26 protein-coding genes are annotated in these 23,190 nt (G+C 44.8%); 7 read left to right on the top strand and 19 right to left on the bottom strand.

Features of this window, described 5'->3' with window-relative positions:
• Window positions 1–7: 7 nt before the first annotated feature.
• The 11 genes from fabZ to yhbY form a co-directional block, all read right to left on the bottom strand.
• Window positions 8–472, bottom strand: a complete 465-nt coding sequence (gene fabZ / locus E4T80_RS03380; RefSeq protein ID WP_084724264.1) for a 3-hydroxyacyl-ACP dehydratase FabZ — start codon at window positions 470–472, stop codon at window positions 8–10.
• A 25-nt stretch (window positions 473–497) separates the two neighbouring features.
• The gene (lpxD, locus tag E4T80_RS03375; RefSeq protein ID WP_135054949.1) at window positions 498–1,526 is read right to left on the bottom strand and encodes a UDP-3-O-(3-hydroxymyristoyl)glucosamine N-acyltransferase; all 1,029 of its coding nucleotides are present in this window, start codon (window positions 1,524–1,526) and stop codon (window positions 498–500) included.
• Entirely contained in the window at window positions 1,526–2,311 is a 786-nt protein-coding gene (locus tag E4T80_RS03370; RefSeq protein ID WP_135054947.1) for an OmpH family outer membrane protein, read from the bottom strand. The genes lpxD and E4T80_RS03370 overlap by 1 nt, the downstream gene beginning before the upstream one ends.
• Window positions 2,312–2,411: 100 nt before the next feature.
• Window positions 2,412–4,829: an outer membrane protein assembly factor BamA gene (gene bamA / locus E4T80_RS03365; RefSeq protein WP_135054945.1), complete on the bottom strand. Its 2,418-nt coding sequence runs from the start codon at window positions 4,827–4,829 to the stop codon at window positions 2,412–2,414.
• Window positions 4,830–4,885: 56 nt separating this feature from the next.
• Window positions 4,886–6,199, bottom strand: a complete 1,314-nt coding sequence (gene rseP / locus E4T80_RS03360) for a sigma E protease regulator RseP (RefSeq protein WP_135054943.1) — start codon at window positions 6,197–6,199, stop codon at window positions 4,886–4,888.
• 9 nt (window positions 6,200–6,208) lie between these two features.
• A complete protein-coding gene (locus E4T80_RS03355; RefSeq protein WP_135054941.1) occupies window positions 6,209–7,075 on the bottom strand; it encodes a phosphatidate cytidylyltransferase in 867 nt (288 codons plus the stop codon).
• Between the two features lie 15 nt (window positions 7,076–7,090).
• Window positions 7,091–7,804, bottom strand: a complete 714-nt coding sequence (gene uppS, locus E4T80_RS03350; RefSeq protein WP_135054939.1) for a polyprenyl diphosphate synthase — start codon at window positions 7,802–7,804, stop codon at window positions 7,091–7,093.
• Window positions 7,805–7,880: 76 nt separating this feature from the next.
• On the bottom strand, window positions 7,881–8,588 hold the full coding sequence (gene gloB / locus E4T80_RS03345) for a hydroxyacylglutathione hydrolase (RefSeq protein WP_135055066.1): 708 nt from the start codon (window positions 8,586–8,588) through the stop codon (window positions 7,881–7,883).
• 50 nt (window positions 8,589–8,638) lie between these two features.
• On the bottom strand, window positions 8,639–9,556 hold the full coding sequence (nagK, locus tag E4T80_RS03340) for an N-acetylglucosamine kinase (protein WP_135054937.1): 918 nt from the start codon (window positions 9,554–9,556) through the stop codon (window positions 8,639–8,641).
• Window positions 9,557–9,558: 2 nt separating this feature from the next.
• A complete protein-coding gene (locus E4T80_RS03335) occupies window positions 9,559–10,281 on the bottom strand; it encodes a phosphatase PAP2 family protein (protein ID WP_135054935.1) in 723 nt (240 codons plus the stop codon).
• Between the two features lie 65 nt (window positions 10,282–10,346).
• The gene (yhbY, locus tag E4T80_RS03330) at window positions 10,347–10,661 is read right to left on the bottom strand and encodes a ribosome assembly RNA-binding protein YhbY (RefSeq protein ID WP_084724262.1); all 315 of its coding nucleotides are present in this window, start codon (window positions 10,659–10,661) and stop codon (window positions 10,347–10,349) included.
• Between the two features lie 111 nt (window positions 10,662–10,772).
• Between yhbY and E4T80_RS03325 the strand changes: the two genes are divergently transcribed.
• Both E4T80_RS03325 and queA read left to right on the top strand, forming a co-directional pair.
• A complete protein-coding gene (locus E4T80_RS03325) occupies window positions 10,773–11,537 on the top strand; it encodes a glycosyltransferase family 2 protein (protein WP_135054933.1) in 765 nt (254 codons plus the stop codon).
• Window positions 11,538–11,606: 69 nt separating this feature from the next.
• Window positions 11,607–12,698 (top strand): tRNA preQ1(34) S-adenosylmethionine ribosyltransferase-isomerase QueA, encoded by a 1,092-nt coding sequence (queA, locus tag E4T80_RS03320; RefSeq protein ID WP_135054931.1) that lies wholly within the window; start codon window positions 11,607–11,609, stop codon window positions 12,696–12,698.
• 210 nt (window positions 12,699–12,908) lie between these two features.
• Here the strand turns inward: queA and gap are convergent, their stop codons facing one another.
• Window positions 12,909–13,913 (bottom strand): type I glyceraldehyde-3-phosphate dehydrogenase, encoded by a 1,005-nt coding sequence (gene gap / locus E4T80_RS03315; RefSeq protein ID WP_047977009.1) that lies wholly within the window; start codon window positions 13,911–13,913, stop codon window positions 12,909–12,911.
• Between the two features lie 230 nt (window positions 13,914–14,143).
• Between gap and msrB the strand changes: the two genes are divergently transcribed.
• The 5 genes from msrB (at window position 14,144) to upp (ending at window position 17,647) form a co-directional block, all read left to right on the top strand.
• Window positions 14,144–14,539, top strand: coding sequence for a peptide-methionine (R)-S-oxide reductase MsrB (msrB, locus tag E4T80_RS03310; protein WP_135054929.1), 396 nt, complete (start codon window positions 14,144–14,146; stop codon window positions 14,537–14,539).
• A 142-nt stretch (window positions 14,540–14,681) separates the two neighbouring features.
• On the top strand, window positions 14,682–14,894 hold the full coding sequence (gene rpmE / locus E4T80_RS03305) for a 50S ribosomal protein L31 (protein WP_047977007.1): 213 nt from the start codon (window positions 14,682–14,684) through the stop codon (window positions 14,892–14,894).
• A 74-nt stretch (window positions 14,895–14,968) separates the two neighbouring features.
• Window positions 14,969–16,057 carry a glycosyltransferase family 9 protein gene (locus E4T80_RS03300; protein ID WP_135054927.1) on the top strand — a complete coding sequence of 363 codons (1,089 nt, stop codon included), beginning with the start codon at window positions 14,969–14,971 and terminating at the stop codon, window positions 16,055–16,057.
• Window positions 16,058–16,073: 16 nt separating this feature from the next.
• Window positions 16,074–16,961, top strand: a complete 888-nt coding sequence (ilvY, locus tag E4T80_RS03295; RefSeq protein ID WP_135054925.1) for an HTH-type transcriptional activator IlvY — start codon at window positions 16,074–16,076, stop codon at window positions 16,959–16,961.
• A 59-nt stretch (window positions 16,962–17,020) separates the two neighbouring features.
• On the top strand, window positions 17,021–17,647 hold the full coding sequence (upp, locus tag E4T80_RS03290; RefSeq protein WP_047977004.1) for a uracil phosphoribosyltransferase: 627 nt from the start codon (window positions 17,021–17,023) through the stop codon (window positions 17,645–17,647).
• Window positions 17,648–17,699: 52 nt separating this feature from the next.
• Here the strand turns inward: upp and E4T80_RS03285 are convergent, their stop codons facing one another.
• From E4T80_RS03285 to djlA, 7 genes are all read right to left on the bottom strand, one after another.
• Window positions 17,700–18,482: a TPM domain-containing protein gene (locus E4T80_RS03285; RefSeq protein WP_135054923.1), complete on the bottom strand. Its 783-nt coding sequence runs from the start codon at window positions 18,480–18,482 to the stop codon at window positions 17,700–17,702.
• Window positions 18,479–19,012, bottom strand: coding sequence for a TPM domain-containing protein (locus E4T80_RS03280; RefSeq protein ID WP_135054921.1), 534 nt, complete (start codon window positions 19,010–19,012; stop codon window positions 18,479–18,481). The genes E4T80_RS03285 and E4T80_RS03280 overlap by 4 nt, the downstream gene beginning before the upstream one ends.
• A gap of 78 nt (window positions 19,013–19,090) precedes the next feature.
• Window positions 19,091–19,681 (bottom strand): LemA family protein, encoded by a 591-nt coding sequence (locus E4T80_RS03275; RefSeq protein ID WP_135054919.1) that lies wholly within the window; start codon window positions 19,679–19,681, stop codon window positions 19,091–19,093.
• 23 nt (window positions 19,682–19,704) lie between these two features.
• Window positions 19,705–20,748, bottom strand: coding sequence for a YcjF family protein (locus tag E4T80_RS03270; RefSeq protein WP_135054917.1), 1,044 nt, complete (start codon window positions 20,746–20,748; stop codon window positions 19,705–19,707).
• Window positions 20,741–21,700 (bottom strand): tRNA dihydrouridine(16) synthase DusC, encoded by a 960-nt coding sequence (gene dusC, locus E4T80_RS03265; RefSeq protein ID WP_135054915.1) that lies wholly within the window; start codon window positions 21,698–21,700, stop codon window positions 20,741–20,743. Before dusC ends, E4T80_RS03270 begins: the two co-directional genes overlap by 8 nt.
• Window positions 21,701–21,722: 22 nt before the next feature.
• Entirely contained in the window at window positions 21,723–22,346 is a 624-nt protein-coding gene (locus E4T80_RS03260; protein WP_135054913.1) for a DUF2238 domain-containing protein, read from the bottom strand.
• A complete protein-coding gene (gene djlA / locus E4T80_RS03255; protein ID WP_135054911.1) occupies window positions 22,346–23,188 on the bottom strand; it encodes a co-chaperone DjlA in 843 nt (280 codons plus the stop codon). Before djlA ends, E4T80_RS03260 begins: the two co-directional genes overlap by 1 nt.
• Window positions 23,189–23,190: the final 2 nt, after the last annotated feature.

Below are 23,190 nucleotides of genomic sequence, written 5' to 3'. Positions count from 1 at the left end.
GGTGAATTTATTTACGGGCGCACATTAAATCGGCTTCACAGACAATTTTGCCGTCCACAAAGGCTTTGCCGCTAAAGGCAGTGATGCCACGGCGTTCTTTGACGAAAGTTACCTCAATCAGCATCTGATCACCCGGCACAACCGGACGCTTAAAGCGGGCATTATCAACTGCAGCAAAATAGTAGAGTTCGTTTTCTTTCAATTTGCCGTAACTTTTAATTGCCAATACGCCCGTAGCTTGTGCCATCGCTTCCAAAATCAGCACGCCGGGGAAAACGGGACGATCAGGAAAATGACCGGTAAAACAAGGTTCATTCACACTAATATTTTTTACCGCTTTCAGCCATTTTCCTTCTTCAAAATCCACCACCCGATCAACCAATAAAAACGGATAGCGATGCGGCAGCATCTCCATAATTTCGGTTACTTCAATAATTCTCGGTTCTCTTTGTTCAGTTTGTAATGCCGTCACTCTGACCTCTCTCGGTTACATAGGGTTATGCGTTAGTGAGTTGCTTCTCTAACGCTTTCAAACGTTTGTTCATTTCATCAATGTTCATAACTAACGCAGCGGTTTTACGCCACGCTTTGTTCGGTTGCAGCGGAATGCCGGACGAGTAAATCCCTTTCTCTGTGATCGGCCGCATCACCATTCCCATTCCGGTAATAATTGCGCCGTCACAAATCTCCATATGACCGTTAATCACACTTGCACCGCCGATTTGGCAGAAACGCCCGACTTTCAGGCTGCCCGCCATAATTACACCGCCTGCCACTGCCGTGCCATAGCCAATATGCACATTGTGAGCGATTTGGCAAAGGTTATCGATAATCACATTATCTTCAATAACGGTTGGATCTAATGCCCCCCGATCAATACAGGTGCAAGCACCAATCTCAACCCGATTGCCGATCACCACACCGCCGGTTTGCGGAATTTTGATCCATTGCCCTTTATCGTTTGCATAACCAAACCCATCACTGCCAATCACGGCGGAAGATTGGATCAAACAATCGCTACCGATTTGCACATTGTGGTAAACACACACATTCGCCCACAGTTGGGTTCTTGCACCGATTTGACTGTTTTTACCGATAAAGCAACCCGCCCCAATAACCACATCATCGCCTAATTCCACGCCACTTTCAATCACGGCATTAGCCCCGACAGAGACATTTTTCCCTAAAACCGCCTGTGGTGAAATCACGGCAGTCGGGGCAATATTTTCAGCCGCTTTTGGTGTACTGTCCATATATTGCGCCAATAGCGCATAGGCAAGATAGGGGTTCGCAACAATAATAAGATTTTGATTTTCAAGGCAAAATGACACATCATCTTGGGAAACAATAATCGCACCAGCTTGACAAGCACTCAGTTGCGGGCGATATTTTGCATTGGAAATAAACGTAATATGAACCGCCTCTGCTTTCTCCAAAGGCGCAATGCCGGAAATAGCCAAATCGGCGTTACCCCGAAGAGTACCGCCGATCTGCTCCGCTAACTGTGCTAAACGGAAAATCGCCATTATTTTTTCGCTTCTTCCGGTTTAGCGTCCGCAGGGGTTTCTGCTTTTTCCTCTGCCTTAGGCGCATCGGCAGCTTTTTCCGGTAGCGGTTTTGCATTTGCTTTTAAGGCTGCCAATACATCTTCGGTAATATCCGCTTTTTCATCTTTGGCATACAGAGCCATTGCCGGAGAGAAGACTAAAGTATAACCTTTTGATTCTGCAACGGTTTTAATCGTTTGATTAATCTCTTCTACCACTTGTTTTTGCACTTCATTCGGATCGAAACCCGCAGAAGATTGTTGTGCTTTTGCAATTTTCTCTTGGAAAGCGGTAATTTTTTTCTGGAAAGCCTCTGCTTTTTTACCAAACTCCGCTTCACGTTTTTGGATCGCCGCGACTTTATTTTGGAACGCTTTATGCTCTGCATTGATTTTATCTTGGCGGGCTTGGATCTCTTTAGAACGTAAACGTGGCGCTTCTTTTTCTAGTGCTTGGACTTTTTTCTTTAATGAAGCTTCTACGCTGCTTTGCTCTTTTTGCAATTTTTTGGCATCGTCTTCTAATTTTTTACGCTCTGCCAATAATGCTTTCTCTTCATCTTGCAACTTTTTATCTTCATCGGCAAATTTAGCTTCGCTCTCTTTCATAAATTGGGTCATTTTTTCATTAGCCGCAACCATCCAAGGGTGATTTTGCATTAAATAACCCGGATCGGCAAAACCGATTTTATCGTTCGCATTCGCTGCATTTGCTGAAAATGCAAGAGCTGCGGCCACTGCCGCTAATTTAAATAATTTTTTCATAAAATACATATCCTTTTGGGTGAAATAATCTTGACAGGCGGTCGATTTCAACACAAATTTTGCAAAAAAGTGGCCCTAATCGACCGCTTGCGATGAGCGTTTAGAACGAGCTACCAATGCTAAATTGGAATTGCTCAATTTCATCGCCGTTATATTTTTTGATTGGTTTTGCATAGGAGAATGCAAGTGGCCCAATCGGTGAATTCCATTGGAAACCAATCCCCGCCGATGCACGCACACGTTTGTAATCTTTGAAATTTTCCAAACTGGAGTAATTATACTCTAAGCCGTCTAACACCGTTTTTTGTTTCCATTTGGTATTCCAAACCGTTGCCGCATCAACAAACAGGGAGGTTCTGACGTTATGCTGATATTTTTCGCTGATAAACGGAGTCGGCATAATCAATTCTACACTTGCCGTTGCAATCGCATTTCCGCCGATAACATCATTCGATGGATTTAAGAAACCGCCTCTTTCCTGCTCGGTTGCCGCACGATAGTAAATCGCTTTCGGCCCAATTGCACCGTAACCGAAGCCACGCAATGTGCCGATACCGCCCGCCGAATAATGTTGATAGAATGGCAAGTTCTTACCGCCAAAACCGTTGGCATAGCCGACACCCGCTTTGGTGGAAATAACCCATTTATGTTCACGGTTAAGCGGGAAATAATTTCTAAAGTCGGCGTTCAGTTTGTAATATTTATTATCCGATCCCGGAATTGTTACTTTTCCACCGATATTTGCCGCTGTGCCTTCCGTTGGGAAATAACCACGATTGAGGCTGTTGTAGTTCCAACCAAAGGAGAAATCAAAGTCTTTCGCTTTAATTTTCGGGTAAACATTGCTCTCTTGGTTAAACGGGAAGTTCATTGAACGCACATAAAGATCACGGGTAAATTCGCGCTCTGCGTTTTTGATTTTATCGTGCGTAAACCCTAAACCAAGGTAGTAGGAGTTATTTTCATCCACCGGGAAACCTAATGTGCCGTTTACGCCGTAGGTTCTACGCTGATATTTAGACGATGAGCTGCTCTTTGAATTATCATAATCTTCATAAAAAACATTACCGCCAAGGCTTACACCATCTTTTGTGAAGTACGGTTCGGTATAACCAAGGTTCACGCTCGTGCCGTAGTCATTACGAGTACCGGATAAGCTGATAGTTGATCCCATTCCCAAGAAGTTATCCTGCTTGATACCAGCCTGATAGCTTAAACCACTCTCTGATCCATAACCGATCCCGAAGTTAATACTACCGGTATTACGCTCTTTAATTTTATAGACCAAATCAACCTGATCCGCCACATTTGGCACATTCGGGTAACTCAATTCTACGCTTTCATAGAATCCGGTTCGTTCTAAACGGGCTTTACCCAGTTGAGCGGCGGTGGTAGAAAGCCAAGCGCCTTCCTGCTGACGCATTTCACGGCGTAGGGTGGAATCCGCAGTAACATCATTGCCTTCAAAGCGGATTTTTCGCACATAAATGCGTGATCCCGCATCGACAATATAGTTGATCCGCACAGTTTTATTCTCTTCATCAAAAATCGGGAAAATATCCACTTTCGGTGAACCGAAACCGTTTTCACCCAGTATAGCTTTAATCCCTTCTTCGATTTTCGCCAATTCGTCTTTACGGAATAATTGACCGGATTTAAAATCTTTCAATAGGGCGCTCAATTCTTTGTCTAAACGTGCGGTATTACCGGAAATGCGCATTTCGCTGATATGGTATTGGTCGCCTTCGTTAATTTGATAGGTTAGATTGACCTCTTTTTTGTCTTCGCTAAATTGCACATCGCTTTTTAGCAAATCATATTTGGCATAACCGCGGTTCATATAAAAATCCCGCAGGTTTTCAAGATCTTGGTTATACGGCTGTTGCTCAAATTTGCTGCTTTGGAAAATATTCCACCACGCAACATCTGGTTGAATATCAAGTTGTTTGGTTAATTCTTTTGCGCTAAAGGCTTTGTTGCCGTCAAAATTGATCTGCTTTACATAGGCGATATCGCCTTCGCTGATCACCAATTTAACATCAACACCGCCGTTCTCGCTTTTATTGGTTACGGTATCGATCGTGGCATTATAACGACCAATGGAATGGTAATGTGTTAATAATGCTTCTTTGAAGGCTTCTACACGTTCTGCATTATAGATTTCGCCTTTTTTGATTAAATTAGCGGTTAAATTCTGCTCTAAAGGATCTTTTGGAATCGCCGAGTTGCCTTCAATATCCACTTTGTTAATGATCGGAAACTCCGTAACTTTAATGACTAACGTATTACCTTCTCTGCTTGCCCGCACATCAGCAAATAATTCTCTGGCAAAAAGTTGTCTGACCACATTCGCCACATCATTATCAGTCGCTTTTTGACCGACTTTTACCGGTAATCCGGAAATAATCGCCGCCCCCGTTTCAGGCTGAACGCCGTCAATACGAATATCTTTAATCACAAAAGGCGCAGCCACCACGCCGTTTGCAATTAAAAGTGTAGAAAGTAAGAGTTTTTTCATCGAAATGATCCTATTCGTTTGCAAAAATATGTGAAAATCTAACCGCTTGCAAGCGATTAAAAATGAATTAAATCGTTAAATAACGCAAATGCCATTAAGCTCAACACAAAAACAATACCAAGTTGTTGAAATCTTAGCTGAATCTTCTCGGCTATCGGTTTACGGCGAATTGCTTCACCGGCTAATAACACTAATTGCCCGCCGTCTAACGGCAAAATCGGGAATAAATTCATCACCCCAAGGTTCACGCTAATCAATGCCATAAAGCCTAAATAATAGACAAACCCAATTTCTGCGGTTGCGCCTGCCCCTTTTGCCATTGAAATCGGGCCGCCCATATTGCTAAGCGATAACTGCCCGGTAATCAAATGCCCGATAAATTGCAAAATGGTGTCAATTAACGCCCAAACTTTACTTAAACTTTTCTCCAATGCCGTGAGCATATCATACTTTAACTCGGTACGGTATTTATCCTCGAGCGGTTGATAGCTCGGCTGAATACCAATTAAATAGCGTTTTTCTTTTTTTTCAGGCTGGATAGACACACTCTGTTCCACGCCTTGCCGCTCAATCTCTAATACTAACGGTTCACCCGTTTGTACCTGCTCAACTAAAAAAGCCCAGTCAAACGGCTGTTGATTGATGCGGATAATCCGATCGCCTGCGATTAAGCCCGCCTGTGCTGCCGGTGAATTTTCGACTACGCCTTTAATTATTGGTTCAATCACACTACTTTTCGGACGAATACCTAGTGCCGTAAGCGGATTTTGTTTATTGCCGTCCACCTGCCAGCCACTCAAATCTAATGATGCGTGAGCCGGAAAGCCGCTCTCCATATCGTAACCTTTTAGCTCAACAGCATTTGAACCGACTTTGCCGACTAAGGTTAAAGTTACGTCCTCCCAATCCCGCACTTCTCTGCCGTCTATATGAGTAATTTCAAATTCAGGCGTCAGTTGAGCTTGTGCGGCAATAGAATCCGGCAAAACCTCACCGATAACCGGCTTCACCGTCGGCACGCCAAGGCTAAACACCGCCCAATATGCGACAATCGCAAACAAAAAGTTAGCGATCGGACCGGCAGCAATAATTGCCGCCCGCTGCAACAGACTTTTATGTTTTAAGGCGTGTTCTATCGGTAAATTCAGCTCCGGCTCGCCGTTATACATTTGGACATAACCGCCGAGAGGAATCAGTGAAAAGGCAAATTCCGTGCCGTGCTTGTCCTTTTTCCGCCATAGCACTTTACCAAAGCCGATAGAAAAACGCAGTACCTTTACCCCGCATTTGCGGGCAGCCCAAAAATGACCGTATTCGTGCACAAAGACTAAAACACAGATGAGAATAAAAAAAGCAACAATAGACGTCAAAGTAAGCCCTTATACCAAAAAGAAAAAGCCGGTTGCAAACACAGGTACGGCAGCGGTTAAACTGTCAATCCGATCTAAAATCCCGCCGTGCCCCGGGATCAGATTACTACTATCCTTAATCCCCGCTTGGCGTTTAAACATACTTTCGCTTAAATCGCCTAGCACGGAAACGGCAACGGTCATAATGGATAACACAATAAATGAGACCGTCTCGATCTCACGCCCAAAAACATTCGGTGCAAATTGTAAAAAAATCCCCGCTATCACAGCCGAAGTCAGCACGCCGCCGATCGCCCCTTCCCACGATTTGCCCGGCGACACTTTCGGCGCAAGTTTACGTTTGCCGATCGCCCGTCCGACAAAATAAGCACCGGAATCCGCTCCCCAAACCAACAAGAATACATACAGCAGTAAATAAGTGCCTTGATATTGATTAAGCGGATATTGGTAGAAACGCAGAGCCAACACCCCGATCAAAAAAGGGATCAGCGTACAGAAGCCGAAAATAAATTTGGCACTCACGGAATGCTGCCAGCCTTTCGCCGAGTTCGGATAGGAAACAACCAACCCCAATGCAATGCACCACCAAATGCAACCGAGAAATAATAGCGGGGTGGTTTCATCGGTTAAGAAACGGGCGGCTCGAATATAATCGGTGCTGGCAACCATTGGAAAAAAGAATAAACAGGTAACCACAAATGCGACTATCGCACGGGCGATCGGACGTTTAAAACCGACAAACTGCGCCCATTCCCACATTGCCAAGACAACAATCGCCGATAATGCAATCGTAAACGGCAGAGGCGGCAGCCCAAATAATGCCACTAATGCGAAAGCGATCATCACAACCGCCGACAAAACTCGTTGTTTAAGCATTTATGCTCCCTTTATTCAGCAACCGCCAAAACGGCGATCACGTTGTTGATAAGCGATAATCGCCTCGCTAAAGCTGTTTTCATCAAAATCCGGCCACAACACCGGGCTAAAAAACAGTTCCGCATAGGCAATTTGCCACAATAAAAAATTACTGATACGTTGCTCGCCGCTGGTTCGAATCAACAAATCGACTTGCGGCTGATCTTCGGTAACCAAGGCTTGCTGAAAAGCCTCCGGAGTAATTTGCTCAACCGTTAATGCCCCCTGTTCAACCTGCTGCGCCAGTTGTTTTGCCGCATTCACAATATCCCAATAACCGCCGTAATTTGCCGCAATATTGAGGGTTAAACCGCTATTGGCGGCCGTTAATTGTTCCGCCGCTTGAATACGCTGTTGCAAATGGTCGCTAAAGCGGGATTTATCACCGATAATCTTCAAGCGGATATTATTTTTATGCAACGTTTTGACTTCGGAATTTAACGCTTTCATAAATAACGTCATCAATGCCGATACTTCCGTTTCCGGCCGACTCCAATTCTCGCTGCTAAAGGCGTAGAGCGTCAGCACTTCAATATGATGACGGGCTGCAAAATTTACCGCATTTCTGACCGCTTTCACGCCGTTTTGATGTCCAAAAATGCGTAATTTGCCTTGTTGTTTCGCCCATCTGCCGTTACCGTCCATAATGATGGCAACGTGTCGAGGCATTTTGGTTGAATCAAAGCGCACGGAAAACTCTCTTTGTTTATCTCAAATTAACGCTCAATCATAGCATAAGGCATAACTTTCGGAAAAGCATAACCGATTAAAAATTATCCTTCTGTTTGCGTAACCGTGTAAATTCAGCCAAGGTTTGTGCCTTTAAAAACGGATTGATCTGTTTTTCGACCCCGATAGTCGTCGGTAATGTCGGGCGGTTTTGCGCCCGTAGCATATCCGCTCGCTCTTGATATTCCATTAAAACGCAGCTCGGCGGCAATACCGCTTCGGCAAATTTGAGGTTACTTTGGGTATATTCGTGTGCCGGATAGACGGCTACCTCATCAGCTAATGCGGCAAAACGTTGTAAGGCGGCAAACTGTGCCACATAATCCTGCGTAAATACCCGCCCGCAACCGCCACAAAACAGCGCATCGCCACAAAATAAATAGCGATGATCGACCAAATAGCTGAGATGCCCTTCGGTATGCCCACCGCTCTCAATGATCTCGATCGGTAAATCCAACAGGCTAAATTGCTGCGTCGGATAAACAATCTCCGTGGCAAATGCCGCCACTTCTTGCGGGCCGAACACCTTTAACTGCGGATAATTTTTTCGCAATGCAAGCACCCCGCCGGTATGGTCATTATGATTATGGGTCAGCAAACAAGCGGTCGGTTCAAGCTGATATTTTGCTAAAAAATCGCTCACGGGCTGACTTTCGCCCGGATCGACAATCACCGCTTTCTGCCCTTTCGCTAATACCCAAATGTAGTTATCCGCCAACGCCGGAATCGGAAAAATTGAAATCATCATCTTCACCAAAGTAAAAGGGCAAATCCCATTGCCCCGCTTACGTTAAGTTATTTTAAAAAGAGTGCGGCTGCGCCCCGTGTGCCGCCCGCATCGCCGTGAATTGCTTTTTTCAATACCGGCACTTTAGCACTGCGCATTAAATGCGGCGGTAACGCTTTTGGTAGCGCTTCGTAGATATAATCGAAATTCGATAACCCGCCGCCAAAGACGATCATATCCGGATCTAACACGGTAATCAGATTCCCGATGCTCACCGCCATTAACTCAATGAACGTATTGACAAATTCGACCGTTTTCGGCTCATTTTGATAAAAACGGCTGATGATGTTCTTCGCATCAAGCGTCTCGCCGACTAAATCACGGTAGAGCATTTCAAAGCCACGCCCGGAAAGATAGGTATCCAAACAGGCTCGGTTGCCGCAGCCGCATTCGTAAATCGGTGCATTATCCCAGCCGAGTAATTTCAAGGCGTGATAATTGAGCTGCATATGCCCGACTTCGCCCGCCATACCGATATGACCGGAGTGAATTTTGCCGTCAAACACTAAACCGCCGCCAAAGCCCGTGCCTAAAATCAGCCCTAATACAGTAGCATATTGCTGATTATTTTCGTCCCACGCCTCCGACAGTGCAAAGCAGTTGGCATCGTTTTCCGCTTTGACCTCACGCCCTAGCCGTTCGCTCAGATCACGGATAATCGTTTTACCGTCCGCCACACGGATATTAGTGATTTCCGCCACGCCGGTTTCACGGTTCACAAACCCCGGCAACCCTAAACCGACATTCCCTTTAGTCGCAAATTTTTGATCGGCATTACGCACTAAGGTTTCCACCGTGTAAAGCCAATCTTCATAGCTGGTTTGCGGCGTTGGTACACGCTCACTGTACAACTTTTCCAATTTGTCGTTAAACACTGCCAGCTCAATTTTGGTGCCGCCAATATCCAATCCATAATAAAACGTCATTGTTAGCCTCGCTTTCTAAATAAAGTCCAATTTTCTAAATAGGGAACAAGCCAGATAAACAGCACTAAATGAAAAGCCCACGCAATCAGAGTGCTGATAAACAGATCGATAGGATAGTGCATTCCCAGCCGTAAGCGGCTGATCAACATCAAAGCCGACCACGAAATGGCAAAAATTTTGGCGAAAACGACCGCTTGTCCTGTTAAGCCCGCCAATAAACCGGCAAAAACCAACAGCCAAGACACTGAAAAAATAGTATGACCGGACGGGAAAGAATAGCCCGTTTCATTTTCACGGTGTTTGGCAATCAGCGGATAAGGCGAGCCTTGATAGTGAGCCGCCACTAATTCGCCCCGTGCTTGTCGGCTTAATTCGTAGAACTGTTCCGTTTGCTCACCCATCATCGCTACGACGTAAGGGCGGGGCTCGGCAAAGGTATGCTTCGCCACTGTTTTTATCGCCTGCGTGCCAATCACCGAGCCGGCACAAATCGCCCCTACCAATAGCCAAGAGTAGCGTTGGCGGGTTAAGTACATCAACCATAGCATCAGTAACACACAGGTGATGATTGCATAAGGCACGGAGCCGGTTTCCGTCAGCCAGTAGAGCGGATAGTCCAGAATGCCGATCACATTTTCATCCCCCGACCATTGCCAGCCGGTCAGCCACGCCATCACCGGAATGATCACCATCAACAGCGTATAAAAGGTTAATTTTTGAAACACAATTTTCCCCTATAAAAAACCGCTTGCGACAACAAGCGGTCTGTTTAGCTCAATTTTTTGCAACCTTAAACGGATTTTGTCGCTTTCGGTAGGCTGATTTTCTTCTCTTCACTTTGGCGATAAAGCACCAAAATATGCCCGATCGTTTGCACCGCCGTTGCTTTGGTTTCCCGCACAATCGCATCAATAATCAACTGTTTCATCTCCCGATCCGCACCGGCAATTTTTACTTTAATCAATTCGTGGTGATCGAGGGCATTGTCAATTTCTGCCAACACACCTTCTGTTAAACCGTTGCCGCCCAGCATCACGACCGGACTTAAATGGTGTGCCAATCCTTTCAAATATTGTTTCTGTTTTGTAGTTAATGTAATGGACATTGATCTTGCCTTTCAAAATAAAAAACGGTCGCCAAAATAGCATAAACACGCCGATTTTTAAAGGAAGAATTGTGCTAAAATGGCGACCATTTTTTTGTGAAAGGAACAATTATGCCGACACTCAGCGTTGCAATGATCGTTAAAAACGAAGCCCAAGATCTCGCTCAATGTTTAGAAAGCGTCAAAGATTGGGCGGACGAAATCGTGATTTTAGACAGCGGCAGCCAAGATGATACGCAGAAAATTGCTGAACGCTACGGCGCAAAATGGTTTACCCATACCGATTGGCAAGGCTTTGGCAAACAACGCCAACTCGCCCAGCAATATGTTTTGTCCGACTATGTTTTATGGCTGGACGCTGATGAGCGGGTTACGCCCGAACTGGCACACGCCATTCAACAAGCGGTTAAAAATGACGAACCGAACACGGTTTATCGTCTTGCCCGTTTAAGTGAAGTCTTTGGGCGGCAAATCCGCCATTCCGGTTGGTATCCCGACTATGTGGTGCGCCTTTACCGTACCGATTACGCCCGTTACGGCGATGAATTGGTGCACGAAAAAGTGCATTATCCGCCCAATAGTAACGTGAAAACCTTACGCGGCGATCTGCACCATTTCACCTATAAAAATATTCATCACTATTTGGTCAAATCCGCCGGCTATGCAAAAGCGTGGGCAGAGCAACGCGCCAATGCCGGCAAAACCGCAACACTTTGGCAAGGGGCGAGCCACGCACTTGGCTGCTTTGTCAAAATGTACCTGCTCAAAGCCGGTTTTTTAGACGGCAAACAGGGCTTTTTACTCGCCGTGCTTTCTGCGCATTCCACTTTCGTCAAATATGCGGATTTGTGGGACAGAAGCCGAGCACGTCCCTGATGTTTTCCACTTGCAAGCGGTCGGATTTGCCGATAAATTTACTAACTTTTTAGAGAATAAGGAATTTTTGTGCGTGTAGCAGACTTTCATTTTGATTTACCCGATGAGCGCATTGCCCGTTATCCCACCCCTGAACGTACCAACAGCCGATTACTTTATCTCAATGGCGAAACGGGGGAATTTCACGATCAGCAATTCCCTGATCTGCTTTCACATTTAAACGCTGGCGATCTGTTGATTTTTAATAACACACGGGTAATTCCTGCCCGCCTATACGGTCGAAAAACCAGTGGCGGTAAACTTGAGGTGCTGGTTGAACGGATATTGGACGACAACCGTTGTTTAGCGCATATCCGTTCGTCAAAATCACCCAAAGTTGATGCTGAAATCATCTTAGGCGAAGATAAATTGGGCGAAGGCAACGGCTTAAAAGCAGTGATGCTTGCCCGCCACGATGCGCTCTTTGAGCTGAAATTTGAAGGCGAAATACCGCTGCTCGACCAACTTCAGCAAGCCGGTCATATGCCGTTGCCGCCTTATATTGACCGCCCCGATGAAGAAGCCGATCAAGAGCGCTACCAAACCGTCTATAATCAAATTCCCGGTGCGGTTGCCGCCCCGACCGCCGGCTTACATTTCGACACCACGTTATTGACGCAACTAAACGCAAAAGGCATTAAGACCGCCTTTGTTACCCTACACGTTGGCGCAGGCACGTTCCAGCCGGTGAGGGTCGAAACCATTGAAGATCACAAAATGCACGCAGAATATGCCGAAGTATCGCAAGCGGTGGTCGATCAAATCTTAGCAACCAAAGCTGCCGGTAAACGGGTGATTTGTGTCGGGACAACCTCTGTCCGCTCGATTGAGAGTGCAGCACAGCAGGCGGAAAAGCAAGGAAAGCTCATTGCACCGTTCTACTCGGATACGAGCATCTTCTTATATCCGGGCAAAACCTTTCGGGTGATTGATGCGTTGATTACCAATTTCCATTTGCCCGAATCTACGCTGATTATGTTGGTGTCTGCGTTCGCCGGCTATCGCCATTGTATGCAAGCCTATCGGCACGCGGTCGATCATCATTATCGCTTTTTCAGCTATGGCGACGCGATGTTTATCACCAAAAATCCGCACGCAACAGACGATATGCCTTCAGCTTAGATAGCACGCGGTCGGATACGACGATTTTTTATCAAAGAAGGCTATTTTAGTGATCTGTCTAAAACATTAGGACGAAGCGTCAGCAAGCTGTCCCTAGACTAAGCGTAATATTGCCCATATAGTCAGAAACATAAAATAGCTCTGCTTGACCGATCAACGCTTACCCATAAAAAAACGCACCCTCAGGTGCGTTTTTTGCGTTAGGTTAGATTAGCCTTTGTAGTTATGAACTAATGCGACTAAGTCTAGTACTTTGTTTGAGTAACCGGTTTCGTTATCGTACCAAGAGACTAATTTAACGAAAGTATCGGTTAATGCGATACCTGCTGCGGCATCAAATACAGAAGTTTCTACTGCACCGTTAAAGTCTGTTGAAACAACCGCATCTTCAGTATAACCTAACACGCCTTTCATTTCGTTTTCAGATGCGCGTTTGATTTCTGCACAGATTTCAGCGTAAGTTGCCGGTTTTTCTAAGTTAACAGTTAAATCAACAACAGAGACGTTTGCTGTCGGCACACGGAACGCCATACCGGTTAATTTACCGTTTAATGCCGGTAATACTTTACCAACGGCTTTTGCTGCACCGGTTGAAGATGGAATGATGTTTTGTGATGCACCACGACCGCCACGCCAGTCTTTCGCTGAAGGACCGTCAACGGTTTTTTGCGTTGCAGTTGTCGCGTGAACTGTGGTCATTAAACCTTCTTTAATACCGAATTTTTCGTGAATAACTTTGGCTAACGGCGCTAAACAGTTTGTTGTGCAAGATGCATTAGATACAATATCTTGTCCTGCATACTGGTCAAAGTTCACACCGTTTACAAACATTGGGGTGTTGTCTTTAGACGGGCCGGTTAATACCACTTTTTTCGCCCCTGCGGTGATGTGTTTACGCGCAGTCGCATCATCAAGGAATAAACCGGTCGCTTCAACGGCAATATCCACACCGATTTCGTCCCATTTTAAGTTTGCCGGATCACGCTCAGAGGTAACACGGATTTCTTTGCCGTTTACCACTAATTTGCCGTCTTTAACTTCAACAGTACCATCGAAACGACCGTGAGTTGAGTCATATTTCAGCATATATGCCATATAGTCAACGTCGATTAAGTCGTTGATACCCACAACTTCGATATCATCACGTTTTTGTGCTGCACGGAATACGATACGACCGATACGACCAAAGCCGTTAATACCAATTTTAATTGCCATAGATTTTCTACCTATATTTAAAGTTAAACAAAATTCGTCCTTCCATCTTATCGGAAAGCTAGCCCGATTATAGCATAATCTTTCCCTTTTCTGACAACTGTAAAGAACACCAGCAAATATAGCAGATAAGTTTTATGTGATCTATGTCAAATTTTTGAAAAAACCTTCTCCGAAGCGGTCAGAAAAGGATAGAATACCCAATCATTACTCTGCAAACCAACAGGACTAAAATGATTAAGGATATAAACGAACTCACCGAGGAACAGATTGACATCTGCCTCAATAGCGGTACGGAAAAACCCTTTAGCGGTAAATTCCTCAATGAAGATCGCATTGGTACATACCGTTGTGTCAGATGCCATAATTCGCTCTTTCGTTCCGATACCAAATTTGATGCCGGTTGCGGTTGGCCAAGTTTTTACGAAACAATTTCGGAAGATTCGCTCCGCTATTTAGATGATTACAGCCTTGGGCGACACAGGGTCGAAATCCGCTGCGGCAACTGCGATGCCCATATGGGACACGTTTTCCAAGACGGTCCTCCGCCGACAGGTCTGCGTTTTTGTCTTAACTCGGTTGCGTTAAACTTCAAATGGGACGAAACCGGCGAAGAAATTGACGGTTAAAGATCTTGAATTTCCCCTGAATTTAACCTAGAATACGCAACCTTTATGGCGCTAGGATCACCTAGCATTTTATCAATACATATGGTGTCAGACGAAATAGATGCTCTGATGGCGATATGGCTTCTAAATGAGGTTTTCTATAATGAAACAAGGTATTCACCCAGAATATAAAGAAATTACAGCAACCTGTTCTTGCGGTAATGTGATTAAAACCCGTTCAACAGTCGGTAAAGATTTAAACCTTGATGTGTGCGGTAACTGCCACCCATTCTATACAGGTAAACAACGTGTTGTTGATACCGGCGGTCGTGTTGAACGCTTCAACAAACGCTTCAGCATTCCAAGCACAAAATAATTTTCATTCAAAACCTCCTTGTATGGAGGTTTTTTACAATCACTCTCTATAGCCATCTTTTCTCTTAAAGTTTAATGAGTCTTTTAAAGAAATTTTTTATATTATTGCTGGAAAAGAAAATAAAGAAGAATGAAAAAGAATTTCCATTCAACGATATTAATTCTATTCTAATTCGACCTATAGGTGAAGCCATAGGAGATGCAGTTATTCATACAGCACATATTTCCCAGCTTAAGCAAATTTTCCCAAATGCAAAAATTGGAGTGATAACAAAAAAATCTAATGAAATAATATTTAAGAATTCAAAGCTAGTAGATATTATTATAAATAGAAAATTAATTAACTATTTTTTACAGTTTAAAAAGTGGGATCTTCTACTTGATTTCGAAAATAACTTCAATTCTTCATCTCTATTGATGGATAGAATTATTATGCCTAAGTACAATGTAATTTTTATGAAAAGATATAAAAAGCACTATAATACAGATAGTATAGATAGTTACAATTTTCATTTTAAACAAAAAGAAACAGAAAAACTAGGCAATTATTTAAAAAATAGTGTTTTTAATCAGAAATATAATTTACAAGAACCCCATAGTATTTTACATACTAATAAAATATTAGATTTTTATTATGATAAATATTATTGGACTGATAATAAAGTAAGAGTTTTATTATGTCCGCAAGGCAGTAAGAGACAAATACCAGAAATAGAATTGGCTAACCTATTAAATAGCTCAACCATACATAGTATTTCTAATAAAATAGAATACGTACTAAGTTATACTATCACTTCAAAAAGTTACTACCATAATTTAATTAAACTATGTCCTAACTTAAACATTAAATATTCAAAAGAAACAACCTTAGTTGAATTTTTTTCCTTAACTAAAAGCTCAAATTTAGTCATCGCCGTAGATGGAGGTGCATTACATATAGCCTGTGCTTTTAATAAACCTTTACTAAGTTTCTTCGCTGATGCTCGACCTAATTTAGACATATGGGAGCCTTTATTACCTAAGGATATTCCACACCATAGGATATTAACGCCTAAAACTCATAACCCAAATTTAACTGAGCATTTCATAATTTCAGATGGAATAAAGTGGTTACTATACTACTTGCAGCTCTATTCAACAAAATTAGATAAAGAGCTGATATAAATGGCTACAGCATACAATGGAACTCCAAAGCCTAAAGCTCTTTTTAGATATTAGCCAAACTCAAAGTTTTATTCGTACGGCGGAAAAAAATCATTTGAGTGCGTCAGCACTTTCCCGCCATATTCAACGAATGGAGCAAGAAGTCGGGCAGCCGCTTTTTCTGCGGGATAATCGCCAAGTGATACTCACTGAAGCAGGGCAACAATTCTTGCCTTTCGCGCAGCAAACTTGGGCAAGCTGGCAACAAATTCAGCGTAAACTGTCTGTACAACAGGCTGATTTAGAGGGCGAGCTTAAATTATTCTGCTCCGTTACCGCCTCATATAGCCACTTACCGCAGATTTTATCCAAATTTCGCCAGCGTTACCCTAAGATTGACATTCAGTTAAGCACGGGCGATCCCGCCAAAGCACTACACAATGTGCAATCTCTCACTGCCGATCTCTCCCTCACCGGTAAACCGGAGAACCTGCCGCCTAATATCGCCTTCCATTATATTGACGATATTACGCTGTCAATGATAGCCCCTCGCATTGCCTGTCCAGCAAGCCAGCTATTGCAGCAGAAACCGATTGATTGGCAGAATGTTCCCTTTATTCTGCCCGTGGACGGCCCCGCCCGTAAGCGGATCGATCACTGGCTTAAATTGCAAAAAATCAAACACCCCAAAATTTATGCTATGGTGGAAGGGCACGAGGCGATCGTACCGATGGTCGCTCTAGGCTGTGGCGTGGCATTGCTGCCCGATGTAGTGGTACAACACAGCCCTGTGAAAAACCAAATTAGCTATCTCAATCTGCCATTATCTGCTCACGCCTTCGAATTAGGTATCTGCGTTCAACAACGTAGGTTGCAAGAGCCAATCATTCAAGCATTTTGGGCATTGTTAGCTGATCTGAATTAAACCCGACAGCCTGATTTCTGTTAAAATAACTCACTTTTATTGATATTGAGGAGACCCCGATGAAAATTGTTGAAGTAAAGCACCCGCTAATTAAGCATAAAATCGGTTTAATGCGTGCCGGTGATATTAGCACCAAAGATTTCCGTGATCTTGCCAACGAGGTCGGCAGCTTACTCACCTACGAAGCCACCGCAGATTTAGAAATGGAAAAAGTAACGATTGAAGGTTGGAACGGTGCAGTCGAAGTTGAGCGGATCAAAGGGAAAAAAGTAACGGTTGTACCGATTTTGCGTGCCGGCTTAGGTATGATGGACGGCGTACTCGAACATATTCCTAGTGCCAGAATCAGCGTTGTCGGTATCTACCGCAACGAAGAAACCCTTGAACCCGTACCCTACTTTGCCAAACTGGCGAACGATGTGCAAGAACGCTTGGCAATTATCACTGATCCAATGCTAGCAACAGGCGGTTCAATGATTGCAACGATTGATTTATTGAAAAAAGCCGGTTGTAAGCAAATTAAAGTGTTGGTGTTAGTAGCCGCACCGGAAGGCATTAAAGCCCTTGAGAAAGCCCATCCAGATATTGAGCTTTACACCGCTTCCATTGATAGCCACTTAAACGAAAACGGCTATATCATTCCCGGCTTAGGCGATGCCGGTGATAAAATTTTCGGCACGAAATAACCGACAAAAAACCTAAGAGAGTGCTTAGGTTTTTTATTTAAAAGACCATAGATTACCAGCTACCGCCAGCCCCCCCTCCGCCAGTGTTACCGCCACCGAAACCGCCACTACTGCCACTGCCACTGCCATAGCCTCCGCCGCTACCAAATCCGCTCCGCCCAAAGCCACCGTTTCGGCGTATGGAATCGGTGGTGCGGATAATACGATCCGCTTGGCTTGGGCTGATGTAAATTCCACTGCCTCGTCCAAACACATTGAACAGGAAGAAGATAATCACTGCAGCAATAATAAAGATTTCAATACCGTCAAATTCAGTGCCTTGTTCAGCTTCAACCGCAGGCGCATACTCGCCTTGTGTGGCGGCAATAATCGCAGACAGCCCTTTAGCAATCCCCTGTGCATATAAATTCTGCTTAAAGTACGGGGTAATCTCATTACGGATAATGGACGAGGCAATAGCATCGAGCAATGCGCCTTCTAACCCTCGACCTGTGGCAATAAACAATTTCCGATCATCTTTCGCCACCAGCAATAATATGCCGTTATTTTGCTTGGCTCGCCCAATCCCCCATAAATTAAAAAGCGTATGGCTATAATGGGAAATCTCCTCTCCCTGCGTAGACGGCACAATCACCACCGCAATTTGCGAACTGGTCTTGCGTCCATAGTCGGCTAACGCATTTTCGAGGGTTGTCAAATCCTGTGGCGAGAGGGTTTGGGTATAATCGGACACATAGCGAAACGGCTTGGGCGATGGCGGATAATTTGCCATTGCACTCAAACTCACCAATAAAATTGCCAGCCACAAAAACGGTTTGAGGACGTATTTGATCATTTCACAATCACCTCATTCGGTAATTCATTAACATCATTCGGCTGAATTGGAAAATGGGCTGCCAACTGCGTTTTAATTTCGGCTATCGCCGCACAAATTCCCTGCGTAAAATTGCCCTGCCGACAATGTTCCCGCATTATCTGATAGACCGATTGCCAAAATTCTTGACCGACTTTCTCGTGAATGCCTTGATCACCGATTACCGCAATATAGTGCGGTTTGAAGCAGAGATAAATCAACACGCCGTTGCGGGCTACCGTTTCCGCCATTTTTAATTCGTCAAATAATCTTTCGGCACGCTGCTCGGCAGGTGTACAAGGCTCAACCCCGCAAGGCTGACTATCCACCTGTTGCATAAACTCGGCGGATTTATGGGTCGGGCAGCAACGAGCCGGCGGTTGCCCCTTGGCTTTGCGTTCCACCACCACTCTCAGCTCGGCAGACGTATGCCGCTCCAAATCGGCAATCGCCGCCTCAATTTGAGCGGTATCAAGGGGCAATTTGCGTTGAAATAATGAGAATAATCCCATTGCGAGTACCTATCGTTGCAAGCGGTCTGTTTGCGCCCTCTTTTTGCAAATAACGGGGCTAAACAGACCGCTTATTGATTAGTTAAAATTAACAACCGGTGCTTTTTCCGATCCGACTTCCGCTTTAAATTGCGGTTTAGCTTTAAAACCGAAGATCATTGCAGCCAGTTTGGTCGGGAATTGGCGAACCTGTTTGTTGTACTCTTTCACTGCACCGTTAAAATTGTTGCGTTCTACATTGATGCGGTTTTCCGTGCCTTCCAGCTGGGCTTGAAGGTTTAAAAATCCTTCGTGCGCTTTTAGCTCCGGATATTTTTCCACGCTCACTAATAAACGGGAAAGGGCAGAATTTAAGCCCTGTTGTGCCTGTTGGAACTGTGCCATCTGCTCTTCGGTGGCATTGCTCGGATCAATTTTGGTTTGAGTAGCTTTAGCCCGTGCTTCAACCACATTCGTCAGTGTCTCTTTTTCAAAATTCGCTTGCCCTTTCACCGCATTGACTAAATTCGGGATTAAATCCGCCCGGCGTTGATAAGCCGACTCCACATTCGCCCAAACGGAATTGATGTCTTCTTCCGCTTTCACCAAGTCATTATAGCTGTTTTTAAGCGTGATACCGCCGAAAACCGCCACCACCGCAATCAGAATAATCACGATCCACTTTTTCATTTTAACTCCTCTTTTGATTGAGATTAACGCTGTTCGTACTGAACATTTTCCTCTGTTTTGCTAAACAATGTGGTTTTTACCACCCCTAGCAGCTCTTTTCTGACCGCCGAAAGCGACGGTTGTTCATTATCCCGAAACGAAATCGGGCGACAAAATGCCATCGCTTTAATGCCTAAGCGAGCCGTCAGTAGCCCGACTGCCACACCCTGCGCCGCCCGCATTGAAATTTGTGCGGTTAAATTTTGTGAAAAAAAGGTCATTCCCAGATCCGTTGCCATTTCACTGACGCCGGCAAACACCATATTTTTCAGCACCATTTTAAACAATTTTAACCGGCTAAGGTAGCCAAGCTCCATACCGTAAGCGCGACTAATTCGGTTGATAAGTGCAATATTACGCCACGCCACCATCAACACATCAACCACGGCTAACGGGCTGACCGCCACCAATAATGCGTTTTCCGCCGCATTTTTGCTGATCCATTTTTTCACCTGCTCATCAATCGGATTCAGCACATTTTGATTAAATAGAAACAGTACCTCTTGAGCGTTATACGCCTCGTCCAGCTCCGTTTGCCAACGGGCGACCGAATGTTGAATAGTCGGATTGTACGTCAGTTTTGCCGCAATTTGATTGCAAAATTGGGCTGCCGTCTCACCGCTTGCCGTCGGCTTTTCGACTAAAAATTGTCGGCTGGCTTGTTGATCATAATAATGTTTTCTCAACCGCACCAATTTTCGCCACTCATTCACGATCGCACCAATGCCCGCAAGGCTTATCACACAAAATACACAAGCAAACAAAAAAGCGATCCACTGACGCTGCTGCCAAGTTTCCACCAACCATTGTACCGATTGGGCAATCACCGCCACGCCCAATAGCACCAACATACCTAATAATAGGCGAATCCAGAAGCGGGTCGGTTTGCTATTTTCTTCTTGAAATGCGGCTGTATCATCAGCGGAAAGCTCAATATCCGGCGAAATGTCCGCTTCGCTAAACTCCCGTTTCGGCTGAAAATCAGACGCTTGTGCAGCCGCTTGTTCTTCAAAGATGCGTTTATCCATTCTCTGCTCCTACCGCTTGCATAATATGTTCTTTTAACCCCTCGTAGCCGTGCTCCGTTTTCAATATATCAAATAATTCAATCGCTTGCGGGTAGCTTTTATCCAAAAACCGTAGCCATTGCTTAATGCGAGCAACGTGATAAAAGCCCGTATCGTGCTGATTTTCCATTTGTACATACCAAGCCAGCAGTTGCAACACGCCGTGCCACACCATTTTTTCGGTATTATATTTGATCACTCGACTAAGATTTGGCACGGTCAATGCCCCTCTACCAACCATCAACGCCTGACAAGCGGTCAGTTTTTGGCATTTTTCTGCCGAGGCAAAATCCCAAATTTCACCGTTGGCAATCACTGGAATAGTCAGCCGCTTGGCAATATCGCCGATTGCCTGCCAGTTGACCCGTTCAGCTCGGTAGCCGTCCGACTTTGTGCGACCGTGTACCGTTATCTCGGCTGCGCCGCCTTGTTGCACGGCATCGGCAATTTCAAAACAGTGTTCAGCAGAATCCCAACCTAAACGGACTTTAACCGAAACCGCTTGCGTTCTCGGCACGGCTTGGCGGATAGCTTGGGTCGCTTGATAGATCAGCTCCGGTTGCTTGAGCAACGCTGCACCGCCGTGGCTACCGTTTACCGTTTTAGACGGGCAGCCGCAGTTCAAATCGACCCCGTGCGAGCCAAGTTCAATCGCTAATGCCGCATTTTCAGCCAGCCACTGCGGGTGTTGCCCTAAAAGCTGTACCCGCACAGGCGTGCCGGACGGGGTAAAGCCCTGATGATGTAATTCAGGGCAAAGGCGGTAAAAGGTTTTCTTCGGCAATGTTTGATCGACCACCCGCACAAATTCCGAGATGCAGAGATCATACTCATTCACGGCGGTTAATAATTGACGGACAAAGGGATCAAGCACCCCTTGCATCGGCGCAAGAATAACACGAGTTTGCAACATTTTCTCTCTAACCGACCGCTTGTTAATAGTAATCCCGCAAACGTAAATCCGGACGGGCAATCAGATAGATAAATAACGCCGTAATCGCCCCAAGGGTATCCGCCAGCATATCTTTTTGTGCGTCCCAAATATCGCCTTGCGAACCTAAAAACTCAATTCCTGCATTGCCACCCTCAATAACGGCATATTGCCATTCAATGATTTCATACGCCGCCGCTACCGACATAATAAAAAAGAGCGAGAAGAAAAACGCTACGCCTAAGCCGCATTTACGCTTACGCAGCAGCCATTCTGCCATTGGGAAACTGTAAAAGCCAATAATAAAATGAGCAATACGGTCAAAATGGTTGCGATCTTCACCTAAAAAGGGAGTAACGTAGCCGTTTATCCATTCAAAAGGGACATTCGCAAAGGTATATTTTGCGCCGATAAAGTGCATTATCATCCACAATGACATTAAAAAATATGCCAAGCCGCTAAATTGAAATCGTGTATAGGTGAACACAAGCAGACCCAACACGACGAAAATCGGGATCACTTCCGCATACCACACTGCCCGATCCGTTGGGTTTAGCCCCGACCACACCGCAATCAAGCTAATCACGATCAGTAAAAAAAGTGGAATGATATGAGAACGTCGCTCCATTATTTCCACCCTTTTGCTTTACAAATTAAATCGTAAGCGGCTTGAATTTGCTGCGCTTTCTCTTTTGCCACTTCCATCATTTCCGGCGGTAAGCCTTTCGCCACTAATTTATCCGGGTGATGTTCATTCATCAATTTGCGATAGGCACGTTTCACCGTATTTTGATCAGCGTCTGAGCTAACCCCTAATACATTGAACGCATCTTCTAAGGTCGGGCCGCTACGCTGTTGATAGTGATGCTGTTCTTGCTGTCGATACGAGCCTTGTTGCTGATAATGTCCGGAACGAAAACGTTGCGCCGCCGCAATCATTGCGATCATCTGTTCAAACTGAATACGGGATATGCCAAGCGTTTCCGCAAGGGTAAATAAAATCCGCTGTTCTGCCGGATCTAAATTGCCATCTTGCAATGCTGCCTGTATTTGCACCTCCACGAAAAAGCGTAATAAATCACGGCGCTGACCGCAGGCTTCCCGAAATTCTTGGATTACTTGGCGGAGTGGAAAATCGGCATCTTTTCCTAATGTAAACGCTTTTTGTGCAAGGGTTTTATTGGCTTCATCGAGGTTTAAACGAACCATTAGCTGACGGGCAAGCTGAATATCTTCTTCCGTTACCCGCCCTTTTGATTTAGCCAAATGCCCCATCACTGCAAAAGTCGTTTGCATAAACAGAGATTGACGGGTTAAATTTTTGCCAAATATCGATGAAGACACACTGCCCAACTCATAGAGTTTTTTATCGCCCCAATGCCCGATAAATGCCCCTAACAGTCCGCCAAAAAATCCACCAAAAAATTTATAACCTATAAAAAAACCGATAATTTTACCGATAAACTGCATTA

The organism is Muribacter muris, assembly GCF_004569585.1.
Taxonomy (GTDB): Bacteria; Pseudomonadota; Gammaproteobacteria; order Enterobacterales; family Pasteurellaceae; genus Muribacter; species Muribacter muris.
This window is presented reverse-complemented; position numbering and strand designations above follow the sequence as displayed.

Excerpts from the sequence above, each read along its gene's own strand:
- lpxD (WP_135054949.1), bottom strand. The coding sequence starts at position 1,526 with ATGGCGATTTTCCGTTTAGCACAGTTAGCGGAGCAGATCGGCGGTACT.
- E4T80_RS03370 (WP_135054947.1), bottom strand. The coding sequence starts at position 2,311 with ATGAAAAAATTATTTAAATTAGCGGCAGTGGCCGCAGCTCTTGCATTT.
- bamA (WP_135054945.1), bottom strand. The coding sequence starts at position 4,829 with ATGAAAAAACTCTTACTTTCTACACTTTTAATTGCAAACGGCGTGGTG.
- E4T80_RS03355 (WP_135054941.1), bottom strand. The coding sequence starts at position 7,075 with ATGCTTAAACAACGAGTTTTGTCGGCGGTTGTGATGATCGCTTTCGCA.
- gloB (WP_135055066.1), bottom strand. The coding sequence starts at position 8,588 with ATGATTTCAATTTTTCCGATTCCGGCGTTGGCGGATAACTACATTTGG.
- nagK (WP_135054937.1), bottom strand. The coding sequence starts at position 9,556 with ATGACGTTTTATTATGGATTGGATATTGGCGGCACCAAAATTGAGCTG.
- yhbY (WP_084724262.1), bottom strand. The coding sequence starts at position 10,661 with ATGTCCATTACATTAACTACAAAACAGAAACAATATTTGAAAGGATTG.
- E4T80_RS03325 (WP_135054933.1), top strand. The coding sequence starts at position 10,773 with ATGCCGACACTCAGCGTTGCAATGATCGTTAAAAACGAAGCCCAAGAT.
- gap (WP_047977009.1), bottom strand. The coding sequence starts at position 13,913 with ATGGCAATTAAAATTGGTATTAACGGCTTTGGTCGTATCGGTCGTATC.
- msrB (WP_135054929.1), top strand. The coding sequence starts at position 14,144 with ATGATTAAGGATATAAACGAACTCACCGAGGAACAGATTGACATCTGC.
- rpmE (WP_047977007.1), top strand. The coding sequence starts at position 14,682 with ATGAAACAAGGTATTCACCCAGAATATAAAGAAATTACAGCAACCTGT.
- E4T80_RS03300 (WP_135054927.1), top strand. The coding sequence starts at position 14,969 with ATGAGTCTTTTAAAGAAATTTTTTATATTATTGCTGGAAAAGAAAATA.
- ilvY (WP_135054925.1), top strand. The coding sequence starts at position 16,074 with ATGGAACTCCAAAGCCTAAAGCTCTTTTTAGATATTAGCCAAACTCAA.
- upp (WP_047977004.1), top strand. The coding sequence starts at position 17,021 with ATGAAAATTGTTGAAGTAAAGCACCCGCTAATTAAGCATAAAATCGGT.
- E4T80_RS03285 (WP_135054923.1), bottom strand. The coding sequence starts at position 18,482 with ATGATCAAATACGTCCTCAAACCGTTTTTGTGGCTGGCAATTTTATTG.
- E4T80_RS03280 (WP_135054921.1), bottom strand. The coding sequence starts at position 19,012 with ATGGGATTATTCTCATTATTTCAACGCAAATTGCCCCTTGATACCGCT.
- E4T80_RS03275 (WP_135054919.1), bottom strand. The coding sequence starts at position 19,681 with ATGAAAAAGTGGATCGTGATTATTCTGATTGCGGTGGTGGCGGTTTTC.
- E4T80_RS03270 (WP_135054917.1), bottom strand. The coding sequence starts at position 20,748 with ATGGATAAACGCATCTTTGAAGAACAAGCGGCTGCACAAGCGTCTGAT.
- dusC (WP_135054915.1), bottom strand. The coding sequence starts at position 21,700 with ATGTTGCAAACTCGTGTTATTCTTGCGCCGATGCAAGGGGTGCTTGAT.
- E4T80_RS03260 (WP_135054913.1), bottom strand. The coding sequence starts at position 22,346 with ATGGAGCGACGTTCTCATATCATTCCACTTTTTTTACTGATCGTGATT.
- djlA (WP_135054911.1), bottom strand. The coding sequence starts at position 23,188 with ATGCAGTTTATCGGTAAAATTATCGGTTTTTTTATAGGTTATAAATTT.